The 18,877-nt window shown below is 62.6% G+C and carries 17 protein-coding genes; 9 read left to right on the top strand and 8 right to left on the bottom strand.

Annotated features, from left to right (window positions below):
• Positions 1-3 precede the first annotated feature (3 nt).
• Both SJY10_RS06420 and SJY10_RS06415 read left to right on the top strand, forming a co-directional pair.
• A complete protein-coding gene (locus tag SJY10_RS06420; RefSeq protein ID WP_386680688.1) occupies positions 4-447 on the top strand; it encodes a hypothetical protein in 444 nt (147 codons plus the stop codon).
• A gap of 41 nt (positions 448-488) precedes the next feature.
• Positions 489-2,693, top strand: a complete 2,205-nt coding sequence (locus SJY10_RS06415) for a 3-hydroxyacyl-CoA dehydrogenase NAD-binding domain-containing protein (RefSeq protein ID WP_386680686.1) — start codon at positions 489-491, stop codon at positions 2,691-2,693.
• A 136-nt stretch (positions 2,694-2,829) separates the two neighbouring features.
• Here the strand turns inward: SJY10_RS06415 and SJY10_RS06410 are convergent, their stop codons facing one another.
• Positions 2,830-3,477 carry a Type II secretory pathway, pullulanase PulA gene (locus SJY10_RS06410; protein ID WP_386684552.1) on the bottom strand — a complete coding sequence of 216 codons (648 nt, stop codon included), beginning with the start codon at positions 3,475-3,477 and terminating at the stop codon, positions 2,830-2,832.
• A gap of 103 nt (positions 3,478-3,580) precedes the next feature.
• On the opposite strand from SJY10_RS06410, the gene SJY10_RS06405 reads away from it, so the two are divergent.
• Both SJY10_RS06405 and SJY10_RS06400 read left to right on the top strand, forming a co-directional pair.
• Positions 3,581-5,209, top strand: a complete 1,629-nt coding sequence (locus SJY10_RS06405; RefSeq protein ID WP_386680684.1) for an AMP-binding protein — start codon at positions 3,581-3,583, stop codon at positions 5,207-5,209.
• A gap of 49 nt (positions 5,210-5,258) precedes the next feature.
• Positions 5,259-6,272, top strand: coding sequence for a hypothetical protein (locus SJY10_RS06400; RefSeq protein WP_386680681.1), 1,014 nt, complete (start codon positions 5,259-5,261; stop codon positions 6,270-6,272).
• Between the two features lie 61 nt (positions 6,273-6,333).
• On the opposite strand, the gene SJY10_RS06395 is transcribed toward SJY10_RS06400, so the two are convergent.
• The 6 genes from SJY10_RS06395 to SJY10_RS06370 form a co-directional block, all read right to left on the bottom strand.
• Complete coding sequence (locus tag SJY10_RS06395) at positions 6,334-7,689, bottom strand: SPOR domain-containing protein (protein WP_386680678.1); 1,356 nt, start codon at positions 7,687-7,689, stop codon at positions 6,334-6,336.
• A gap of 122 nt (positions 7,690-7,811) precedes the next feature.
• Positions 7,812-8,444 carry a uracil phosphoribosyltransferase gene (gene upp / locus SJY10_RS06390; protein ID WP_386680675.1) on the bottom strand — a complete coding sequence of 211 codons (633 nt, stop codon included), beginning with the start codon at positions 8,442-8,444 and terminating at the stop codon, positions 7,812-7,814.
• Entirely contained in the window at positions 8,441-9,427 is a 987-nt protein-coding gene (locus SJY10_RS06385; RefSeq protein WP_386680673.1) for an adenosine deaminase, read from the bottom strand. The genes upp and SJY10_RS06385 overlap by 4 nt, the downstream gene beginning before the upstream one ends.
• Positions 9,424-10,599, bottom strand: coding sequence for a phosphopentomutase (locus SJY10_RS06380; RefSeq protein WP_386680670.1), 1,176 nt, complete (start codon positions 10,597-10,599; stop codon positions 9,424-9,426). Before SJY10_RS06380 ends, SJY10_RS06385 begins: the two co-directional genes overlap by 4 nt.
• Positions 10,600-11,901 (bottom strand): thymidine phosphorylase, encoded by a 1,302-nt coding sequence (locus SJY10_RS06375; protein ID WP_386684549.1) that lies wholly within the window; start codon positions 11,899-11,901, stop codon positions 10,600-10,602.
• Positions 11,902-11,905: 4 nt separating this feature from the next.
• Positions 11,906-12,322 carry a cytidine deaminase gene (locus tag SJY10_RS06370; RefSeq protein WP_386680667.1) on the bottom strand — a complete coding sequence of 139 codons (417 nt, stop codon included), beginning with the start codon at positions 12,320-12,322 and terminating at the stop codon, positions 11,906-11,908.
• A gap of 116 nt (positions 12,323-12,438) precedes the next feature.
• On the opposite strand from SJY10_RS06370, the gene SJY10_RS06365 reads away from it, so the two are divergent.
• Positions 12,439-12,651: a DUF3072 domain-containing protein gene (locus SJY10_RS06365; protein WP_386680665.1), complete on the top strand. Its 213-nt coding sequence runs from the start codon at positions 12,439-12,441 to the stop codon at positions 12,649-12,651.
• Positions 12,652-12,723: 72 nt separating this feature from the next.
• Positions 12,724-12,906 carry a hypothetical protein gene (locus tag SJY10_RS06360; protein ID WP_386680663.1) on the top strand — a complete coding sequence of 61 codons (183 nt, stop codon included), beginning with the start codon at positions 12,724-12,726 and terminating at the stop codon, positions 12,904-12,906.
• Positions 12,907-13,064: 158 nt separating this feature from the next.
• On the opposite strand, the gene SJY10_RS06355 is transcribed toward SJY10_RS06360, so the two are convergent.
• Positions 13,065-13,859, bottom strand: coding sequence for a hypothetical protein (locus SJY10_RS06355; protein ID WP_386680661.1), 795 nt, complete (start codon positions 13,857-13,859; stop codon positions 13,065-13,067).
• A gap of 140 nt (positions 13,860-13,999) precedes the next feature.
• Between SJY10_RS06355 and SJY10_RS06350 the strand changes: the two genes are divergently transcribed.
• From SJY10_RS06350 to SJY10_RS06340, 3 genes are all read left to right on the top strand, one after another.
• The gene (locus SJY10_RS06350) at positions 14,000-14,221 is read left to right on the top strand and encodes a DUF3072 domain-containing protein (RefSeq protein ID WP_386680659.1); all 222 of its coding nucleotides are present in this window, start codon (positions 14,000-14,002) and stop codon (positions 14,219-14,221) included.
• A 69-nt stretch (positions 14,222-14,290) separates the two neighbouring features.
• Complete coding sequence (locus SJY10_RS06345) at positions 14,291-16,585, top strand: NADP-dependent malic enzyme (protein ID WP_386680657.1); 2,295 nt, start codon at positions 14,291-14,293, stop codon at positions 16,583-16,585.
• A gap of 327 nt (positions 16,586-16,912) precedes the next feature.
• Complete coding sequence (locus SJY10_RS06340) at positions 16,913-18,805, top strand: AMP-binding protein (RefSeq protein ID WP_386680655.1); 1,893 nt, start codon at positions 16,913-16,915, stop codon at positions 18,803-18,805.
• Positions 18,806-18,877 lie beyond the last annotated feature (72 nt).

Raw genomic sequence — 18,877 nt, 5'->3', positions numbered from 1 at the left:
CGCATGACAGGGCCGAACGCCGAAGCCATTTTGCAAACCTGGCTGGACGAGGTCATCGTCCATGTCTTTGCAAATGATTTCGATGGCTGGGCCGACACGATGGGTTGCCCCCTCGTGACCGTCAGCCACCAGGGGCGTTCGGTTATCGAAACAAGGGACATGCTGCGCGAAAAGTTTGACCAATGGCGCACGCTATTCGAGGTCCAGCGGGTCACCGACATGATCCGCGTCGCGCAGCACGCCGCCTTTGTCACCGAGGATCAGATCCAGGGTGGATATACGACCGAAACACTGAGTCACGGGCAGCGGGTTATTCCCGGCTTCACCTCGACCATTACGTTGACGCTGCAGGGGCGGCGTTGGCGGGCAACCGAATTGATCAGCGGCATGACGGGATCGCACCGCCATCTGCTTCACGCAAAACCGCAAGGCAACGCGCCGTCCTGACTGGCACTTGCGCTGCAAACTATCTTGAAAGGGACTATCCCATGACCGATTTCACCATGAACACCGACGCCGACGGCGTTGCCGTCATCAGCTGGGACACCATCGGCAAATCGATGAACGTCATGAGCCAGCAAGGCTTTGCCGATCTGGACGCCCTGGTTGATCAGGCGCTGGCGGACGAAGCTGTCAAAGGCATCGTCATCACCTCTGGCAAGGAAGGCTCTTTTGCCGGCGGCATGGACCTGAACATCATCGCCAAGATGCGCGACGACAGCGACGATCCTGCGCAAGGCATCTTTGACGGCGTCATGGCCATGCACGCCGTGCTGCGCAAGATCGAGCGTGCGGGCATGGATCCCAAGACCCTGAAAGGCGGCAAGCCCATCGCTGCCGCCCTGCCCGGCACCGCGCTTGGTATTGGTCTGGAAATTCCGCTGGCCTGTCACCGCATTTTTGCCGCCGACAACGCCAAGGCCAAGATTGGTCTGCCGGAAATCATGGTCGGTATTTTCCCCGGCGCTGGCGGCACCACACGGATTGGCCGCAAGCTGGGCGCGATGGCCGCATCGCCCCTGCTGCTGCAGGGCAAGATGAACGACCCCAAAGCCGCACAGCGCGCCGGTGTCATTGACGAGGTTGTCCCGGCGGAGGAGCTTTTGTCTGCCGCCAAAGCCTGGGTGCTGCAGGCCAAGGATGCGGACATCGTCAAGCCGTGGGACCAGAAGGGTTATAAAATGCCCGGCGGTGCGCCTTATCATCCTGCCGGTTTCATGACCTTCGTCGGCGCCTCTGCCATGGTGAACGGCAACACGATGGGCGTTTATCCCGCCGCCAAGGCGCTGCTGTCCGCCGTTTATGAAGGCGCACTGGTCCCCTTTGACACCGCGCTGAAGATCGAGGCGCGCTGGTTCACCCATGTGCTGCTGAACCCGTCTTCCTCTGCCATGATCCGCAGCCTGTTCATCAACAAGGAAGCGCTGGAAAAAGGCGCGAACCGTCCTGATGTTCCGGATCAGAAGGTCAAACAGGTTGGCGTGATCGGCGCTGGCATGATGGGCGCAGGCATTGCGCTGGTGTCCGCCATGGCCGGCATCAAGGTCGTGCTAATTGACGCCAAGCAAGAGGCGGCTGACAAGGGCAAATCTTATACCGCCGACTATATGGACAAAGGCATTGCCCGCAAAAAGGCCACGGCCGAAAAGAAAGAGCAGGTTCTGGGCCTGATCAACGCCACGACAGATTACGACGCCCTGAAGGATTGCGACCTGATCGTCGAGGCGGTGTTCGAGGATATGTCCGTCAAGGCCGAGGTCACCAAGAAGGTGCAGGCCGTCACTGGCCCCGATTGCATCTTTGCGACGAACACCTCGACCCTGCCGATCACCGAGCTGGCGGCAGCGGCGAATGACGCGGAAAAGTTTATCGGCATCCACTTCTTTAGCCCCGTGGACAAGATGAACCTGGTCGAGATCATTCGCGGCAAGGCCACCGGCGATGTTGCCGTGGCCAAGGCGCTGGATTTCGTGCGCCAGATCCGCAAGACGCCAATCGTGGTGAACGATGCGCGTTTCTTCTACGCCAACCGCTGTATCATCCCCTATATCAACGAAGGCATCCGCATGGTCGCCGAAGGGGTGGAACCTGCGCTGATCGAAAACGCGGCAAAGCTGGTTGGCATGCCGCTGGGCCCGCTGCAGCTGGTGGATGAAACCAGCATCGATCTGGGCGTCAAGATCGCCAAGGCAACCAAGCTGGCGATGGGCGATGCCTATCCGGACGGTGCGGTGGACGAGGTGCTGTTTGCCATGGCCGATCAGGGCCGGATGGGGCGCAAGTCGGCCTCTGGCTTTTATGCCTATGACGACAAGGGCAAGCGCACGGGCCTGTGGGACCAGCTGGCCGTGCAATATCCCGTTGCGGAGGAACAGCCTGACCTGATCACCGTGCAGCACCGTCTGCTGTTTGCGCAGGTGCTGGAAGCCGTGCGTGCCCTGGAAGACGGCGTGCTGATGGACATCCGCGAAGGCGACGTCGGCGCGATCCTGGGCTGGGGCTTTGCGCCATGGTCCGGCGGCCCGATCAGCTGGCTTGACATCATCGGTGCGCCTTATGCGGCAGAGCAGTGCGACCAGCTGACGGAAAAGTTCGGCGACCGTTTCGCGTGCCCCGCGCTGCTTCGCGAAATGGCCGACAAAGGTCAGAGCTTTTACGAACGGTTCGGGCCGAAGGCTGACAAGGCCGCCTGATGGCGGTTGCGGGCGCGGGATGCGCCCGCGCCGGCTGGGGGGCTTTGCCCCCCTCTTGGCCTGCGGCCAATTCACCCCCCAGGATATTTGGAACCAGAAGAATGAAAGGACCGCGCCCTTTGGCTGCGGTCCTTTGTTATGGTGCAGGGTCGAAGCGGTAGTTTGACCGGGCGATATCGGTGGCGCAGAGCCGGGCGATCAGGGCGGCATCGGCGTCAGTGTAGTAGGGGCGCCAGTCCTTTGCCCGTTGCGATGTATTGGCGATGGGCAGATCGAAGCGGAAGCCGAGGTGGGCTAAGATAGGGTCGAGATCGGTTTTCGCCTGTTCCAGTCGAATGAAATCCGTGGCTCGCATCCGGCCTGCGCCGTCCGTGACATAGGAGGCATAGGGCTGGGCCAGCAGGCTGGTTTGCGTATGGGGGTGGTTGAGGAAGGCACTGAAATTCCTTGTGCGCGCAAGGGTGACGGCGGGGTGGTCAAAGCTTTGCGCCTGTAGCCAGTGATAGTAGCTGACCATCCGGTCCCACGGATTGCGTACCAGCGTAAAGATACGCCAACCCGTCATGTCGCAGATCCCGTCCACATCGCGCAGCCGGCTGTGTTTCCACAGCCGTCCCGGCGCAGTCAGGCCGTGCAGGCGTGCCTTGCGTCGTTTGGCCTTGGGGGTATTGCCGATCAGGATGTCGTCCTTCATCGCCCGCGCTTCGAGTGCGAGGGCCATGGCGGTGCCGCCTGTCTTGGGGATGTGAACGAAGGCATATCGCCGCCCCGGCGACAGGATCATCGGCGCGCGGCGCATGCATCAGTCATCACGGCCCCCCATTGCCAAGTTCTAGCCTCTGCCCCACTCTGCCGATCAAGGGGATCAAGGTGAAGGGGGATCGCACATGGGCTGGATGATGGATGAGGCAGGGCTGGACAAGACCACTGCGAATTTCGTACCCCTGACGCCGCTGACTCATCTGCGGCGGGCGCGGGATGTTTTTGCGGATCGCATCGCGCTGGTCTATGGCGACACCGCCCTGACCTATGCCGCATATGGCGACCGCATCAGCCAGTTGGCCCATGCGCTGACCGGGCTGGGTGTGGTTCCAGGCGATGTTGTATCGACGCTACTGCCCAATATTCCCGCCCAGTCGGAGGCGTCTTTTGCCGCCCCTGCCTGCGGCGCGGTTGTGAACACGATCAACACCCGGCTGGATGCGGATACGATTGCCTATATCCTTGGGCATAGCCGGGCCAAGGTTGCCCTGATCGACAGTCAGTTCATTGCGCTGGCAGAGGCCGCGATTGCCCTGATGGACACCCCCGCCCCGATCCTAATCGAAGTGCCCGATGCTGTGGCCGGTATTCCCGCCACCGGGCGGCACCGCCTTTATGAGGATCTTGTTGCCAGCGGTGCCGCGGATTTTAAATGGGTCATGCCGCAGGACGAATGGGAAAGCCTTGCGCTGAACTATACCTCTGGCACGACCGGGCGGCCCAAGGGCGTCGTCTATCATCATCGCGGTGCGTATCTGGCGACGATGGGCAACCAGATTTCCTGGCGTATGCAGCTGTTCCCCGTGATGCTGCAGATCGTGCCGCTGTTTCACTGCAACAACTGGACGCACACCTGGATGATGCCGCTGCTGGGCGGCACCGCCGTGTGCTGCCGTGATATCACCGCCGCCGCGATTTATGCCGCGATTGCCGATCACGGCGTCACCCATTTCGGCGGCGCGCCCATCGTGCTGAACCTGATCGCCAACGCGGCTGATGCCGATCGCCGCCCGTTCGATCAAACAGTCGAGGTGTTTACCGCCGGCGCACCGCCAGCCGCCCCTCTGCTGGCCGCGGTGGGCGAGCTGGGGTTCAATATTACGCAGGTTTACGGGCTGACGGAAACCTATGGTCCGGCGACGGAATGCATCTGGAATTCCGCCTGGGACACCTTACCAGCGGAAGAGCGGGCCGCGATCAAGGCGCGGCAAGGCGTGTTGATGCCGATGATGGACGACATTTTCGTCGTGGATGAAGCCTTGCAAGGCGTGCCGCGCGACGGGCAAACGCAGGGCGAAATTGTCATGCGCGGCAATGCGGTGATGAAGGGCTATTACCGCAATCCCGAGGCCACGCAAAAGGCCTTTGCCGGCGGGTATTTCCATACCGAAGATCTGGCGGTGCAGCATCCTGGCGGATATATCCAGATTACCGACCGGGCCAAGGATATCATCATCTCTGGCGGGGAAAACATATCTTCTGTCGAGGTGGAAAGCGCCTTGATGCACCATTCCGCCGTCAGCCTGTGCGCAGTGGTCGCCCAGCCCGATGACAAATGGGGCGAAGTGCCCTGCGCCTTTGTCGAACTGAAAGCTGGCCGCACCGCCACGGCAGAGGATCTGATCGCCCATACCCGCGCCCGTCTGGCGGGGTTCAAATGCCCCAAGCGCGTGGTGTTTTGCGAATTGCCCAAAACATCCACGGGCAAGATCCAGAAATTCGAATTGCGCAAGCTTGCGGGCCGCACCCCCTAGGCGTGCGCGGCTGCGTGCGCTAGGGTCCGGCTAACAAAAGACAGGCAATATGACCGCACTATCGCAATACGAAAGACTGGAAAGCCTGGGCCTGTGGCGCGCCGCGCGCGGCGAGCAGCGGCGCGAGGTGATCGTTTCCTTCGGCAATGCCACGCTTGTGGTGTCTGATGCGGCCGGACGCCCCCTGTCGCATTGGTCCTTGCCCGCAATCATTCAGCTAAACCAAGGCGTTGTGCCTGCCATATTTGCACCCGATGCGGATGTGGCAGAGTCTTTGGAAATCGACGATCCGATTATGATCGACGCGATCAACACGGTGCGCGGCCAGATCGTAAAGGCAAAGCCCCGGCGCGGACGTTTGCGCCACGGGCTGACGGCGGCCGTATTGCTTGCGTTGACTGTTGCGGCAGCAAGTTGGGGTCCGGGGCTTTTGCGCGATCAGGCCGCAGGATCGTTAAGCGATCTGCGCCGGGCTCAGGTGGGGGCCGCGGTTCTGGGGCATTTGCAAGCCAGCACCGGCCCTGCTTGCCGCGGCGCGCAGGGACGTGCGGCGCTGCAAACGCTGCAAACGCGACTGTTTGGTTTGAACCGCACCGGACAGGTCATCATTCTGCCCGGTGTTCTGCCGGGGCCTGCCAGCCTGCCGGGCAATCTGACTGTTATCGATCGCGCCACGCTGGTCCGCTATGATGATCCCTTTGTAACCGCTGGCGACATTGTCGCATCGCGCACCCGCGCTGATGATCCGGTGCAGGATATTCTGCGCCATGCCGGCCTACGCGCCACGGTGCATTTGCTGACCTCTGGCACCCTGCCCGATACGGCGCTGTCCAGTTATGCGGCCTATCTGCTTGATCAAGGCCAGCCGCCGGTCAGCGAGGCGCAGCTGATCCCCGCTTTCGCCGCCGCCAAAATCCCGACCGCCCCCTATGCTGAACTGCGCACGGCGCGCGGGCAGAACGGGGCGCGGCTGATGACTGCAAAACCCCTGAACGGCGCAGAACCAGAGCCGGTCCTGACGGACGCCGCCTGGTTGCAGCTGCAGTCCATCTGCGACAACTGAACGCAATCGGACGCCGCGATGATCCGCAGCGTCCGTTTGTTAGTTGGCACAGGCCGTAAACTTAGCTGCGCAGGTAAGCGTCTGCAAATCCCATGCCGCGCACCAGTCCCAGCGCCCGGTTCAGGTCGGTTGCAGACCGGAACGGACCGGCGGCGATCACCTTGATGCTGCCCGACTTGGCCGAGGCGACTGGCAGACCCGCCCCCTGCAGGCGAGCAATCAGCCGCGCCGCATTCGCCGGATCGCCAAAGCTGCCGACCTGCACATAGCGATGACCACCCGTCGCTGCCGCGGGGGCCTGCACTGCGGCGGGCGTAGCGGTGCGGCTGCTGACGCTCGCCCGCGTCTTAGCTAGGCCGCGCTGATGGTTGATGCGACCATCATCCCAGACCTGCGCATAGCCGGCTGGCACAGCCACGCTGCTGGCGCGGGCATTAGAGGCAGGGACAGGGCCTGCGCCGATCAGGGGCTTTACAGCGGCCCGCTGCGAACGAACCGCAACCTTTGCCGTGCGCGGCAGCGCAGTGCTGGCCAGGGCTGTCGTTGTGCCCGACGGCGACAGATCCTGCGGGCCGCAGCGATAGGGATGGCGGTCGCTGGTGTTGAACCCGGCGATACCGCACGCGGCCGCGGGCTGTGTCACAGGTGCTGCCGCCTGGGCGACCGCGGCGCTGGCAGGCACATCGCAGATGATGGGCTGACGGGTCGCTGCATTGATCAAGGTGCGGCCCGTTGCGGCCTGCTGTGCACAGGCGGCCGCCAGCGTCAGGCGCTGCGGCGCAGGCGATGCGGCGGGCAGCGGCGGCTGCATCACAGCGGCGACCTGCGGTGCACCGCCGCAGTCAATCGGCTGGCGGGTGCTGGCACTGATGAACCCGGGCTGCACGCCGGTTTTGCCTACGCAAGCCTCTGCCAGTGTGATCCGGCGCGGTGCGGCAGGCGCAGGTGCGCTGACGACGCGGGGCGTGACGGCTGGGGCGACTGCAGGCGGGGCCACGGGGGCCGGCTTGATCGCGGCGGGGGCCGCAACGGGTGCGGGCGCGGCACTGCGCGCTTGCGGTGCCGCAGCACGCACCGGTGTCGGCGCAGCAGTCACCGGTGCGAGCGTATTATCGACCGTAATGATCGGCACATCAGGCAAGGGATCTGGGACCACCGCCGTGCGAAGAGTTGTCGGCTGGAAATTGCACAATTGCTGACGCGCGCGGTCGACGCGCGGCACCCAATTCACCCGTCCGTCCATGCCCGCCCGCACAAAGGCGCAGCCCTTGCTGTCGACATATTGGGTGCCTGTATAGGAACTGGGTGGAAACTCTGCCGGCAACGGAACGCTTTGCGCCGCAGCACCACTGACACCGACACCCGCGGCCATGGTTGCTGCTAAAGCAATCGCATTGGCAAAATTGGTCGCAGACATAGTAACCCCCACAAGATATTGTGGTAAGATCGCAAACAATGCCAAGCAAGTAAAGGCATTATCGCCTTGATAATGCCTTAATTTTCGAATCCCTACACAGAATCGGCCTAGGCCAATTTTGCTTACTTGGTGCCAAACATCCGGTCGCCGGCATCGCCAAGACCTGGCACGATATAGCCTTGCTCGTTCAGGCGTTCGTCCACGGCTGCCGTCACGATCGGCACATCGGGATGGGCCTCTTTCATGCGGGCGATCCCCTCTGGCGCGGCCAGCAGGCACAGGAAACGGATATTCGTGGCGCCGGCCTTTTTCAGCAGATCGATCGCCGCAACGGATGAATTGCCTGTTGCCAGCATGGGATCGACGGCGATAACCATCCGATCCTCCAGTGATTGGGGCACCTTGAAGTAATACTGCACCGGCTGCAGCGTTTCTTCGTCGCGGTAAAGCCCGACAAAGCCAACGCGGGCGCTGGGGATCAATTCCAGGATGCCGTCCATCAGCCCGTTGCCAGCCCGCAGGATCGACACCAGCACCAGCTTTTTGCCATCCAGCACCGGCGCATCCATGGCCTGCATCGGTGTTTCGATCTGTTCTGTCGTCATCGGCAGGTTGCGCGTGACCTCATAGGCCAGCAGCTGGCTAATTTCGCGCAGCAGTTGGCGGAAACCGGCGGTCGAGGTGTCCTTGCGCCGCATCAGCGTCAGCTTGTGCTGCACCAGCGGATGGGTGACGTGGGTCAGATATTCGGTCATGCCGCATCCTCAATCTTTTTCAACATCGCATCGCGGGTTGCCGCGTCGCAGAACGCCGCATTGGCCGCCGTGATATTCATGGCGCGGAAATCGGCCTCGTCCCAGCCAAAAGTTTTCTGCAAACCTTCCAGTTCTGCCGTCATAGTCGTGTGAAAGAAGGGCGGATCATCGGTGCTGACCGTGACCGGCACACCCGCATCGCGCAAACGCTTGATCGGGTGCGCATCCCAGCCTGTCACCGCCTGCAACACGACGTTGGAGCCGGGGCACACTTCCAGCACGATGCCGCGGTCGACCAGTTCCTGCACCAATGACGCATCCTCAATCGCCTTGATGCCGTGGCCTAGGCGTTCGACGCCCAGTGCCAGCGTTTCGCGAATACGGTCAGGGCCACCCCATTCGCCCGCATGGGCGGTCAGGCGCAGGCCAGCCTCTTTGGCCATGTCAAAGCTGTAGGAAAAGTCGCCCGGGCGCCCTTCCAGTTCTGCGCCGGCCATGCCGAAGCCGGTCAGGAAATCATCCGCTGTTTCCGCCGCAACCTGCGCGGCCTTTTTGCAGGCGTCTGGCCCGTGGTGGCGCACAGCCGTCGCGATGCCGCGCAGCACGATGCCGTCATCACGTTCAGCGTCCTTGGCGGCCTGCGCGATGGCGGCCAGATAATCGCGCCATGCCGCCAGATCGCCGCCACCGCAGAAATCGGGGCTTAGAAAGCTTTCGGTATAAATCACGCCATGCGACGCGCTTTCGGCCAAAACGGCGCGGGTCAGGCGATAGAATTCCTCCGGCCCGGTCAGAACGGTGCATGCCTCGTCATAGATGGACAGGAAGTGCGCGAAATCGCGGAACAGATACCCGCCATCGGCATCGAAAATGCCGCTAAGATCGACCTTCTTTTCCGCCGCCAGCGCCTTGATGAATTCGGGCGGCGCCGCGCCTTCATGGTGCAGATGTAGTTCGACTTTTGGTAGGGTGCGCAGTGTCATAGAAAGGATTTTCCCGGTCCGGTGTGTGGAATATTCAAATGGTCCGCCACGCTGGCGGCCACATCGACGAAAGCAAGTTGCCCAAGGGCGCGCGCACCGATGCCGTGCACCAGCACAGGCACCTGTTCGCGGGTATGGTCGGTGCCGGGCCAGCTGGGATCGTTGCCATGATCGGCGGTCACGATCAGCAGATCACCGTCCCGCAAACGCGGCAGTAGATCACCCAGCGCGGCGTCGAACCATTCCAAATGCCCTGCATAGCCCGCAATATCGCGGCGGTGACCATAAAGGCTGTCAAATTCGACGAAATTGGCAAAGGTGAAGGACCCGTCTTCGGCCGTGTCGACCAGATCGGACAGATGCCCCATCAAGGCGCGATCTTCGCCTTTGCGGTTTTCATCAATGCCGCGCATGGAGAAGATATCGCCGATCTTGCCCACAGCATAAACCTTGCGGCCTGCCGCCTGCACATTGTCGCACAGCGTTGGGCTGGGCGGCGCAATGGCATAATCCTTGCGGTTGGCCGTGCGCTTGAACTGGCCCGGCGTGCCAAGGAACGGCCGCGCGATCACGCGGCCGACCTTCATCGCGTGCAAATGCGGGGCCAGATCCTTGCACAGTTGCAACAACCGGTCGAGGCCGAAGCTTTCCTCGTGCGCCGCGATCTGCAGCACCGAATCCGCCGAGGTATAGACGATCGGCCAGCCGTCCTGCAGATGCGCCGCACCATGCGCGTCGATGATCGCGGTGCCGCTGGCGTGGCAATTGCCGTGGATGCCGTCTGTTCCGGCCAGCTTGCAAATCAGTGCGGTCAGGTCATCCGGCAGCGCGGGCTGCGTGTCTGGGAAATAGGTCCAATCCCATGGCACCGGCACACCCGCCAGTTCCCAATGACCCGAGGGCGTATCCTTGCCGGGACTTACCTCTTGCGCGGCTCCCCATGCGGCGATGGGATCGGCATCAAGGCCCGGCGCGTCATCGCCGCTGGCCAGACGCACCGCCGCGCCAAGGCCCAGCGAATCCAAAATCGGCACGGTCAATGCCTGTGCCTGCGCGATATGCGCAACCGTATTGGCACCCGTGTCGGGCAGATCGCCGTTAAAAAACTTGTCCGCATCCGGCGCGCCGCCGATGCCGACCGAATCGATCACAACCAGAAAAGCACGTGTCATCTAAGTTATCCTGTCCAGTATCAGCGGGCCCACCTGCGGCGCAGCACCGATCGTGATGGCCGCAGCGACCGCATCGCAGGCCGCCTGCGCGGCGTCATCGTTGCGAGCATGCACCACCGCCAGCACGTCACCAGCGGCCACCCGGTCGCCAAGACTGCGCACATCGGTCAAACCGACGGCGGGGTCAATGCGATCGCCCTCTTTTTGGCGCCCGCCGCCAAGGGCAACAACGGCCAAGCCCAGCGCCTCGCCATCAATTGCGGCGATATGGCCAGCGACGGTCGCCGTTACTGCCAGCGTAACCGGTGCCTTCGGCAAATGGGTGCGCCAGTCCTGATCCATGTCGGGCGGGCCGCCCAAGGCGGCAATCATCCGGGCAAACCGGTCCAGCGCCGTCCCGTCCGCCAGCGAACGTTCCAGCGCGGCGCGGGCCTTATCCTCTGGCCAGCCGGCAAGGCCCAGCGCCTCGCAACCCAGCGCCAAAGCAAGGGTAACCAGACGCGGCGCGGCTTCAGGTGCGCCTGACAGGATGTCCATGCAGATCGCAAGCTCTGTTGCATTGCCAAGGCTGGGCGCCAGCGGCTGGTTCATGTCCGACAGCACGGCAACTGTGGGGCACCCTGCCCCGCGTGCGGTCTGGACCAGGGCCTGCGCCAGCGTGCGTGCCTCGGCTTCGGTTTTCATGAAAGCGCCGCTGCCGAATTTGACGTCCAGCACCAAGGCGCCGAGCCCCGCCGCCAGCTTTTTCGACAGGATCGAGGCGGTAATCAGGTCCACGGAATCCACCGTTGCCGTCACATCGCGCACCGCATAAAGCCGCTTGTCGGCGGGCGCGATGCGCCCCGTAGCACCGACGATGGCGCAGCCGATTTCAGCCACGATGGCGCGCAGCCGCGCTTCGCTGACGTCGGTGCTCACGCCGGGCACGGCCTCCAGCTTGTCCAACGTGCCGCCGGTATGGCCCAGCCCGCGCCCCGAAATCATCGGCACATAGACCCCGCAGGCTGCCAGCATCGGCGCCAAGATCAGTGACACGCAATCGCCCACGCCGCCGGTCGAATGTTTGTCAACAACCGGCCCTGCCAGATCCCAACCCAGCACATCGCCGCTGTCACGCATGGCCGCCGTCAAGGCCACGCGCCCCGCGTCCGACAGCCCGTTCAGACAGACCGCCATGGCAAAGGCCCCGGCTTGCGCATCCGACACGGCACCCGTCGCCAGCCCCTGCGCAAAGGCCGACACATCGGCCGCTTTGGGCGTCTGGCCTTTGCGCACCTGCGCTATAATCGCCCTTGCATCCATCATGTCAGACCTTGCTCATGTAATCCTGATCAAAGGCACCCGGCAGCAGCGCTGCGACAGTCGTTTGCAGCGTAACGCCATCGACCGTCGTCAGGGTGACAGGCACGTCGCCGTTGCAAAATTCCGCAAGCTTCTGGCGGCACCCGCCGCAGGGGCTAACGGGTTTGGGGCTATCGGCGATGACTGCCACGGCTGCGATGTCGCGCGCGCCGGCGGCGCACATGGCCGCAATGGCCCCCGCTTCCGCGCAGGTACCTTCGGGGTAGGCAACGTTTTCGACGTTGCAGCCAACGTGGATGCTGCCATCCGCCAAACGAAGGGCTGCCCCCACCAGAAAGCGCGAATAAGGCGCATGGGCATTCAGGCGGACGGCGGCCGCGGCCGCGATCAGATCGGCGGTTGCGGGATCAGAATGGGACATGAAAGGAATCTCCGATATTTGGGGTGACAGTGAAGCGCAGCGCCAGCGGATGCAAGGCGACAAGGGGAACCCAAAGGGATGACCCCGCGTTGGTCCAGTGTAACAAGGAGGCCGACATGATACCGCCCACCGCAAAACCAGTTCTGCCCGACGATGCAGCCCGGCTGCCGCAAGATGGCGACAGCCCCATGACAGGCGATCAGGCCGACCTGCTGAAAGTTCTGTGCAGCGAGGCGGGCGAGCCTTTTGATGCCAGCCTGACGCAATCGCAGGCCCTGACCCGGATAGAGTCGTTGCGCGGCCACCTGAATACGGACCTGAATTTGTAAACTACCCGCATCGTTCCCACCTCGGCCGCCTGTCACTTCCCCCGCGACCGACCCATTTCAAGGAGCATCAAGATGACAACCGGACCCAACATGACCGAAGACCACCACATGATGAGCGGCGAACAAGCTGCCATCCTGCAAGAGCTTTGCGAAAAGACAGGTCACTATTACAACGACCAGATGACCTCTGACCGGGCGGATGACCTGATTAACCGTTTGTCATCCGAACTTGATGCGGAAACCGCAACGCGCTGACCCTTTGCCGGTATCGGGACTAATCTGGTCCACTTCAGGCGTTTTGTTCTGTTGCTTCAAAACCAGCGGCGGCAACGGAAAAAGCAAATCCGCCAGTGTTCATCGGCTTAGGTAAATGCGCCGCCCTGTTCGCATTGGGCGCATGCCGCTTATCAAGCCTATCCTGGAAAGATCTGCGCCATTTCCGCGTCGAACCGCGCCCAGGTCATCGTGGCTTTGTTTCCGGCATAGCCATGATAATGGCTTTGCCCGGTGGAATTAGGCAACCCGGCCCAGATTTTTGCCAGATTGTTCATGAACGTGCGTCGCCCGATCCGTCCTGCCTGCACCTCGTGAAAGCCCGCCTCCTCTAATAAAACATCGGCCAAGGTATCCTGCACCTGCGGCGAAAAGCGCGTGTTCTGGTCTATGCCAGTCGCGTCGACCAGACGGCGCAGGGTGGACGGAATGAACTGATATCGCCCGATGGCGTGCGGTTGTCCCGGCGTTGCCCTGATCCACGCGTAAATTTGCGCGATTGTCATATCGGTTGGCAGCCCCGGGGGTTTGCGGGTCGCGCCATACTGCACCGCGTCATAGCCGTGGCGCCCCGCCTCTGCCGCTGCGATCAGGTGACGCACCCGATCTGCCGCCCCCCCGCCGGACAGGTTGCCAAGCGGCGCCGCGCGGATAAATTTGGCATCTTGCGCCAAACCGTCACGGTTGACCTGTGACGGCAACCGCGCCGGATAGGGCGCAAAAAGGCTTCGCCCCTCCTCACCGACAAACAGGCTCGCCACCGACACCGGCGGCGGCGACCCATCCTGCGGCGGCGAAATGCTGATCAGGGCCACCCGCCCCTGCAGAATCGGCATCCGGCCCGCCATAGACAGGGCATCCGCCGGCGCGACTTGTGGAACGGCAACGACAAGTCCCAGCAAAAACAGCATCAGCGAAAAACGTCTTATCAGCATACGGCAAACCCTTGGATCGATCGGGGCGAACCTGATGGGCAAAAGTTTATAATTCGTTGGCCTTGCCGCATTTATGCCGCCATCCGGGAACAAATCGGGTGGACGGAACATTATATGAACACAAACCGAAGGAAACGATCATGACCGATGACCTGAACCACCCAAAAACCGACGCCCCCGGCAACGCGGAAAAGCCGGTCGACCAATGGGTCACGGGCGACGAGGCGATGACCGGCGCGCAGGCCAGCTATTTGCAAACCCTATCAGAAGAGGCTGGCGAAACCTTTGACCCGAACCTGACCAAGGCCGAAGCGTCAAAGCAAATCGATACGCTGCAGGAAAAGACAGGTCGCGGAGCCTGACGCATGACCTAGCGTCGGGGAAGGTGATGGTTTAGGGGTGAACCATCGCTGAAAAGGACTGCCAAGGCCATGACCCCCGCTGACAAAGACGACATCCCATCTGACAGCCTGCGCAAGGCGGCTTTGGACTACCACCAGTTCCCGCGGCCGGGCAAACTGGAAATCCGCGCCACGAAACCGCTGGCCAACGGGCGCGATTTGTCCCGCGCCTATTCCCCCGGTGTCGCCGAAGCCTGCCTGGAAATCAAAGCAGACCCTGCAACCGCCCGCGACTATACCACGCGCGGCAATCTTGTCGGCGTCGTCACCAACGGGACCGCCGTGCTGGGCCTTGGCAACATCGGCGCGCTCGCCTCCAAGCCTGTCATGGAAGGCAAGGCCGTCCTGTTCAAAAAGTTCGCCAATATCGACTGCTTCGACATCGAACTGAACGAACCCGACCCCGTCAAACTGGCCGAGATCGTCTGCGCACTCGAACCCACCTTTGGTGCCATCAATCTAGAAGATATCAAGGCCCCCGACTGTTTTGTCGTCGAACAGATCTGCCGCGAACGGATGAATATCCCCGTCTTTCACGACGACCAGCATGGCACCGCCATCGTTGTCGGCGCAGGCATCACCAACGCCCTGCGCATCGCGAAAAAAGACTTTGCCGACGTCAAGGTCGTGTCCACCGGTGGCGGTGCCGCCGGCATCGCCTGCCTGAACATGCTGCTCAAACTCGGCGTGCAGCGCAAGAACGTGTTTCTGTGCGACCTTCAGGGCCTTGTCTACAACGGCCGCACCCTCGACATGACCGACCAAAAGGCGGAGTATGCTCAGGGCGACCAGCCGCGCACTCTGGATGATGTGATCGACGGGGCGGACGTGTTCCTTGGCCTGTCCGGCCCCGGCGTGCTGACCCCCGACATGGTCGCCAAGATGGCCGAGGTGCCGATCATCTTTGCCCTTGCCAACCCGAACCCGGAAATCGATCCGGACGCCGCCCGCGCGGTTAACCCGCGGGCCATTATCGCCACGGGCCGGTCGGACTTTCCCAACCAGGTCAACAACGTACTGTGCTTTCCCTTCATTTTCCGCGGGGCCCTCGACGCAGGGGCCACCACCATCAATGACGAGATGAAGATCGCCTGCATCGAAGGCATCGCCGCCATGGCCCGCGCCACCACCAGTGCAGAGGCCGCCGCCGCCTATAAAGGCGAACAGCTGACCTTTGGCCCCGACTACCTGATCCCCAAACCCTTTGATCCGCGCCTGATGGGCGTGGTCGCCAGCGCGGTTGCCCAGGCGGCCTGCGACACCGGCGTCGCCACCCGGCCCATCGCTGATATGGACGCCTACAAGCGGCAGCTTGACGCGAGCGTCTTCAAATCCGCGCTTATCATGCGCCCGGTCTTCGAAGCCGCCCGCACCGCCAGCCGGCGCATCGTCTTTGCCGAAGGCGAAGACGAACGCGTCCTGCGCGCAGCCCAGGCCATCATGGAGGAAACCACCGAAGAGCCGATCCTGATCGGCCGGCCAGAGGTGATCGCCGCCCGCTGCGAACGCGCCGGCCTGGAAATCCGGCCCGGCGTCGATTTCAAGATCGTGAACCCGGAAAACGATCCACGCTATCGTGATTACTGGGGCACCTACCATGAAATCATGGCCCGTCAGGGCGTGACCCCCGATTTGGCCCGCGCCATCATGCGCACCAATACCACCGCCATCGGTGCGGTCATGGTCCACCGCGGCGAGGCGGATTCGCTGATTTGCGGCACCTTCGGCCAATACCTGTGGCACCTGAACTACATCCAGCAGATCCTTGGCGATGCGGCCCTGCACCCCGTCGCGGCCCTGTCGCTGATGATTCTGGAAACCGGCAACCTCTTTATCGCCGACACCCAGGTCCACGAGGAACCGACTCCGGAACAGATCGCCGAAACCGTCATCGGTGCCGCCCGCCACATCCGCCGCTTTGGCGTCGAGCCCAAGATCGCCCTGTGCTCGCACAGCCAGTTCGGCAATATGGACAGCAACTCCGGCCGCCGCATGCGCGCGGCAATGGACATCCTGCACAGCCGGCCCCGCGATTTCAGCTTCGAAGGCGAAATGCACATCGACAGCGCCCTCGACGTGGAACTGCGTAACCGCATCTTCCCCGGTGCCCATCTGGACGGCGCGGCCAATTGCCTTGTATTTGCTAACGCCGATGCAGCCTCCGGCGTGCGCAACATCCTGAAAATGAAAGGCAACGCACTCGAAGTCGGGCCGATCCTGATGGGCATGGGCAACCGCGCCCATATCGTGACACCCTCGATCACGGCCCGCGGCCTGCTGAACATGTCCGCCATCGCAGGCACGCCCGTTTCCCATTACGAATAAGTCCGGCCAACAAAACCGCACCTGCCGCCACCTTTAGCGGCGCGCAAGTGCGGCCTGACGGTTTTGCTAGTCCCTGCCAGATCTGCGCGGTCCCCTCTTCTTCTGGTCCCAAATATCCCGGGGGGCCGCGCAGCGGCGGGGGCAGCGCCCCCTCCTACCTCTCCCCACCAGATCCCACGCACCTCGGGAAATGCCGAACCGCGCCACCAACCGGCCCGCGCTTGTCAATAAATTCACACATCCCCCGCCCCGTTCCGACACCGGACTTGCCCGCTCAAACCCGCCCTTCTATCCCTGATGCCAGCGACGTTTGGGAGGACGGGACTTATGACTTACGCTGACATCTACAAAAGCTGGCAAACCGACCCAGAGGCTTTCTGGATGCAGGCCGCGCAAGCGATCACCTGGGTGAAACCACCGTCCCGCGCCCTCGATGACAGCAAGGCCCCCCTTTACAGCTGGTATGCCGATGCCCAGGTGAACACCTGCTACAACGCCGTCGACCGCCATGTCGAAAACGGCCGCGGCGAACAGGTTGCGATTATCCACGACAGCCCGATGACGCATAGTGTCAGCCGCATGACCTATGCCCAGCTGCAAACCGCAACCGCTTCCCTTGCGGGTGCGTTGCGCGCCAAGGGCATCACCGCGGGCGACCGGGTCATCATCTATATGCCCATGGTGCCAGAAGCGCTTGTCGCCATGCTTGCCTGCGCCCGCATCGGTGCTGTTCATTCAGTCGTCTTTGGCGGGTTCGCTGCCCATGAATTGGCCGTCCGCATTGACGACGCAACGCCGCGCGCGATCATCGGCGCCTCTTGCGGGCTGGAGCCGGGGCGCACCGTTGCCTATAAGCCGCTGATCGACGGGGCCATCGCGCAGGCCAGGCACAAGGTTGATTTCACCATCATCCTGCAGCGCGAACAGTGCCGCGCCAACATGACGGACGGCTTCGACAACGACTGGCACGCCGTTCAGCAGGGCGTCACCCCCGCCGAATGCGTCCCCGTCGCCGGCGATCACCCCGCCTATATCCTCTACACCTCTGGCACCACCGGCGCGCCCAAAGGCGTGGTCCGCGCCACCGCCGGCCACCTTGTCGCGCTGAACTGGACCATGAAAAACGTCTATAACGTCAACCCAGGAGAGGTGTTCTGGGCCGCCTCCGACGTCGGTTGGGTCGTAGGTCACAGCTATATCTGCTATGGCCCGCTGATCCACGGCAACACCACCGTGGTCTTCGAAGGCAAGCCTGTCGGCACCCCCGACGCAGGCACCTTCTGGCGCGTGATCCAGGACCACAAGGTGCGCAGCTTTTTCACCGCCCCCACCGCCTTTCGCGCCATCAAGCGCGATGACCCCAAGGGCGAACTGATCCGCAACTACGACATCTCCTCGCTCCGCGCTCTTTATCTGGCGGGCGAACGCGCTGACCCCGATACGATCCACTGGGCGCAGGACGTGATGAAGGTCCCGGTCTACGACCACTGGTGGCAGACCGAATCCGGCTTCCCCATGGTCGGCAACCCTGCCGGGATAGAGGCGCTACCCGTCAAAATTGGCAGCCCCACCGTCGCCCTGCCCGGCTTTGACATCCGCATCCTTGACGAAGGCGGGCACGAGGTTCCGCGCGGCACGCTTGGCGCGATCGCGATCAAACTTCCCCTGCCCCCCGGCACCCTGCCGACCCTGTGGCAGGCAGAGGATCGCTTTATCAAATCCTACCTGACCACCTTTCCCGGCTTCTATGAAACCGGCGACGCGGGGCTCATGGACGAAGACGGCTATCTGTACGTCATGGCACGCACCGACGACGTCATCAACGTCGCTGGCCACCGCCTGTCCACCGGCGCGATGGAAGAAATCCTTGCTAATCACCCCGACGTCGCCGAATGCGCCGTCATCGGCGTCACAGACGAGTTGAAGGGCCAACTGCCCATGGGGTTTGTCTGCACCAACAAAGGCACCAGCCGCACGGACGCGGATATCGTCAAAGACTGCATCCGCATGGTCCGCGAAGAAATCGGCCCCGTCGCCGCCTTTAAACTGGTCGCCGTCGTGAACCGCTTGCCCAAAACCCGATCCGGCAAAATCCTGCGCCGCACGATGGTCAGCATCGCAGACAACACCGACTTTAAAATGCCGGCTACGATTGACGACCCGGCCATCCTGGACGAAATCCGCACAGCATTGAAACCGCTGGGATATGGCGGGGCATAAATCGCCTTTCGCGCTGCAGTCGGAATAGCGTGAACCACGGCCCCGCCGCTGGACTGGCGGCGGGTGGCACAG

It is taken from the genome of Loktanella sp. R86503 (assembly GCF_042466455.1).
In the GTDB taxonomy this organism is placed as follows: Bacteria; Pseudomonadota; Alphaproteobacteria; order Rhodobacterales; family Rhodobacteraceae; genus Loktanella.
Note: the sequence above shows the minus strand (reverse complement) of the source record. Positions and strands in the feature narration are given on the sequence as shown.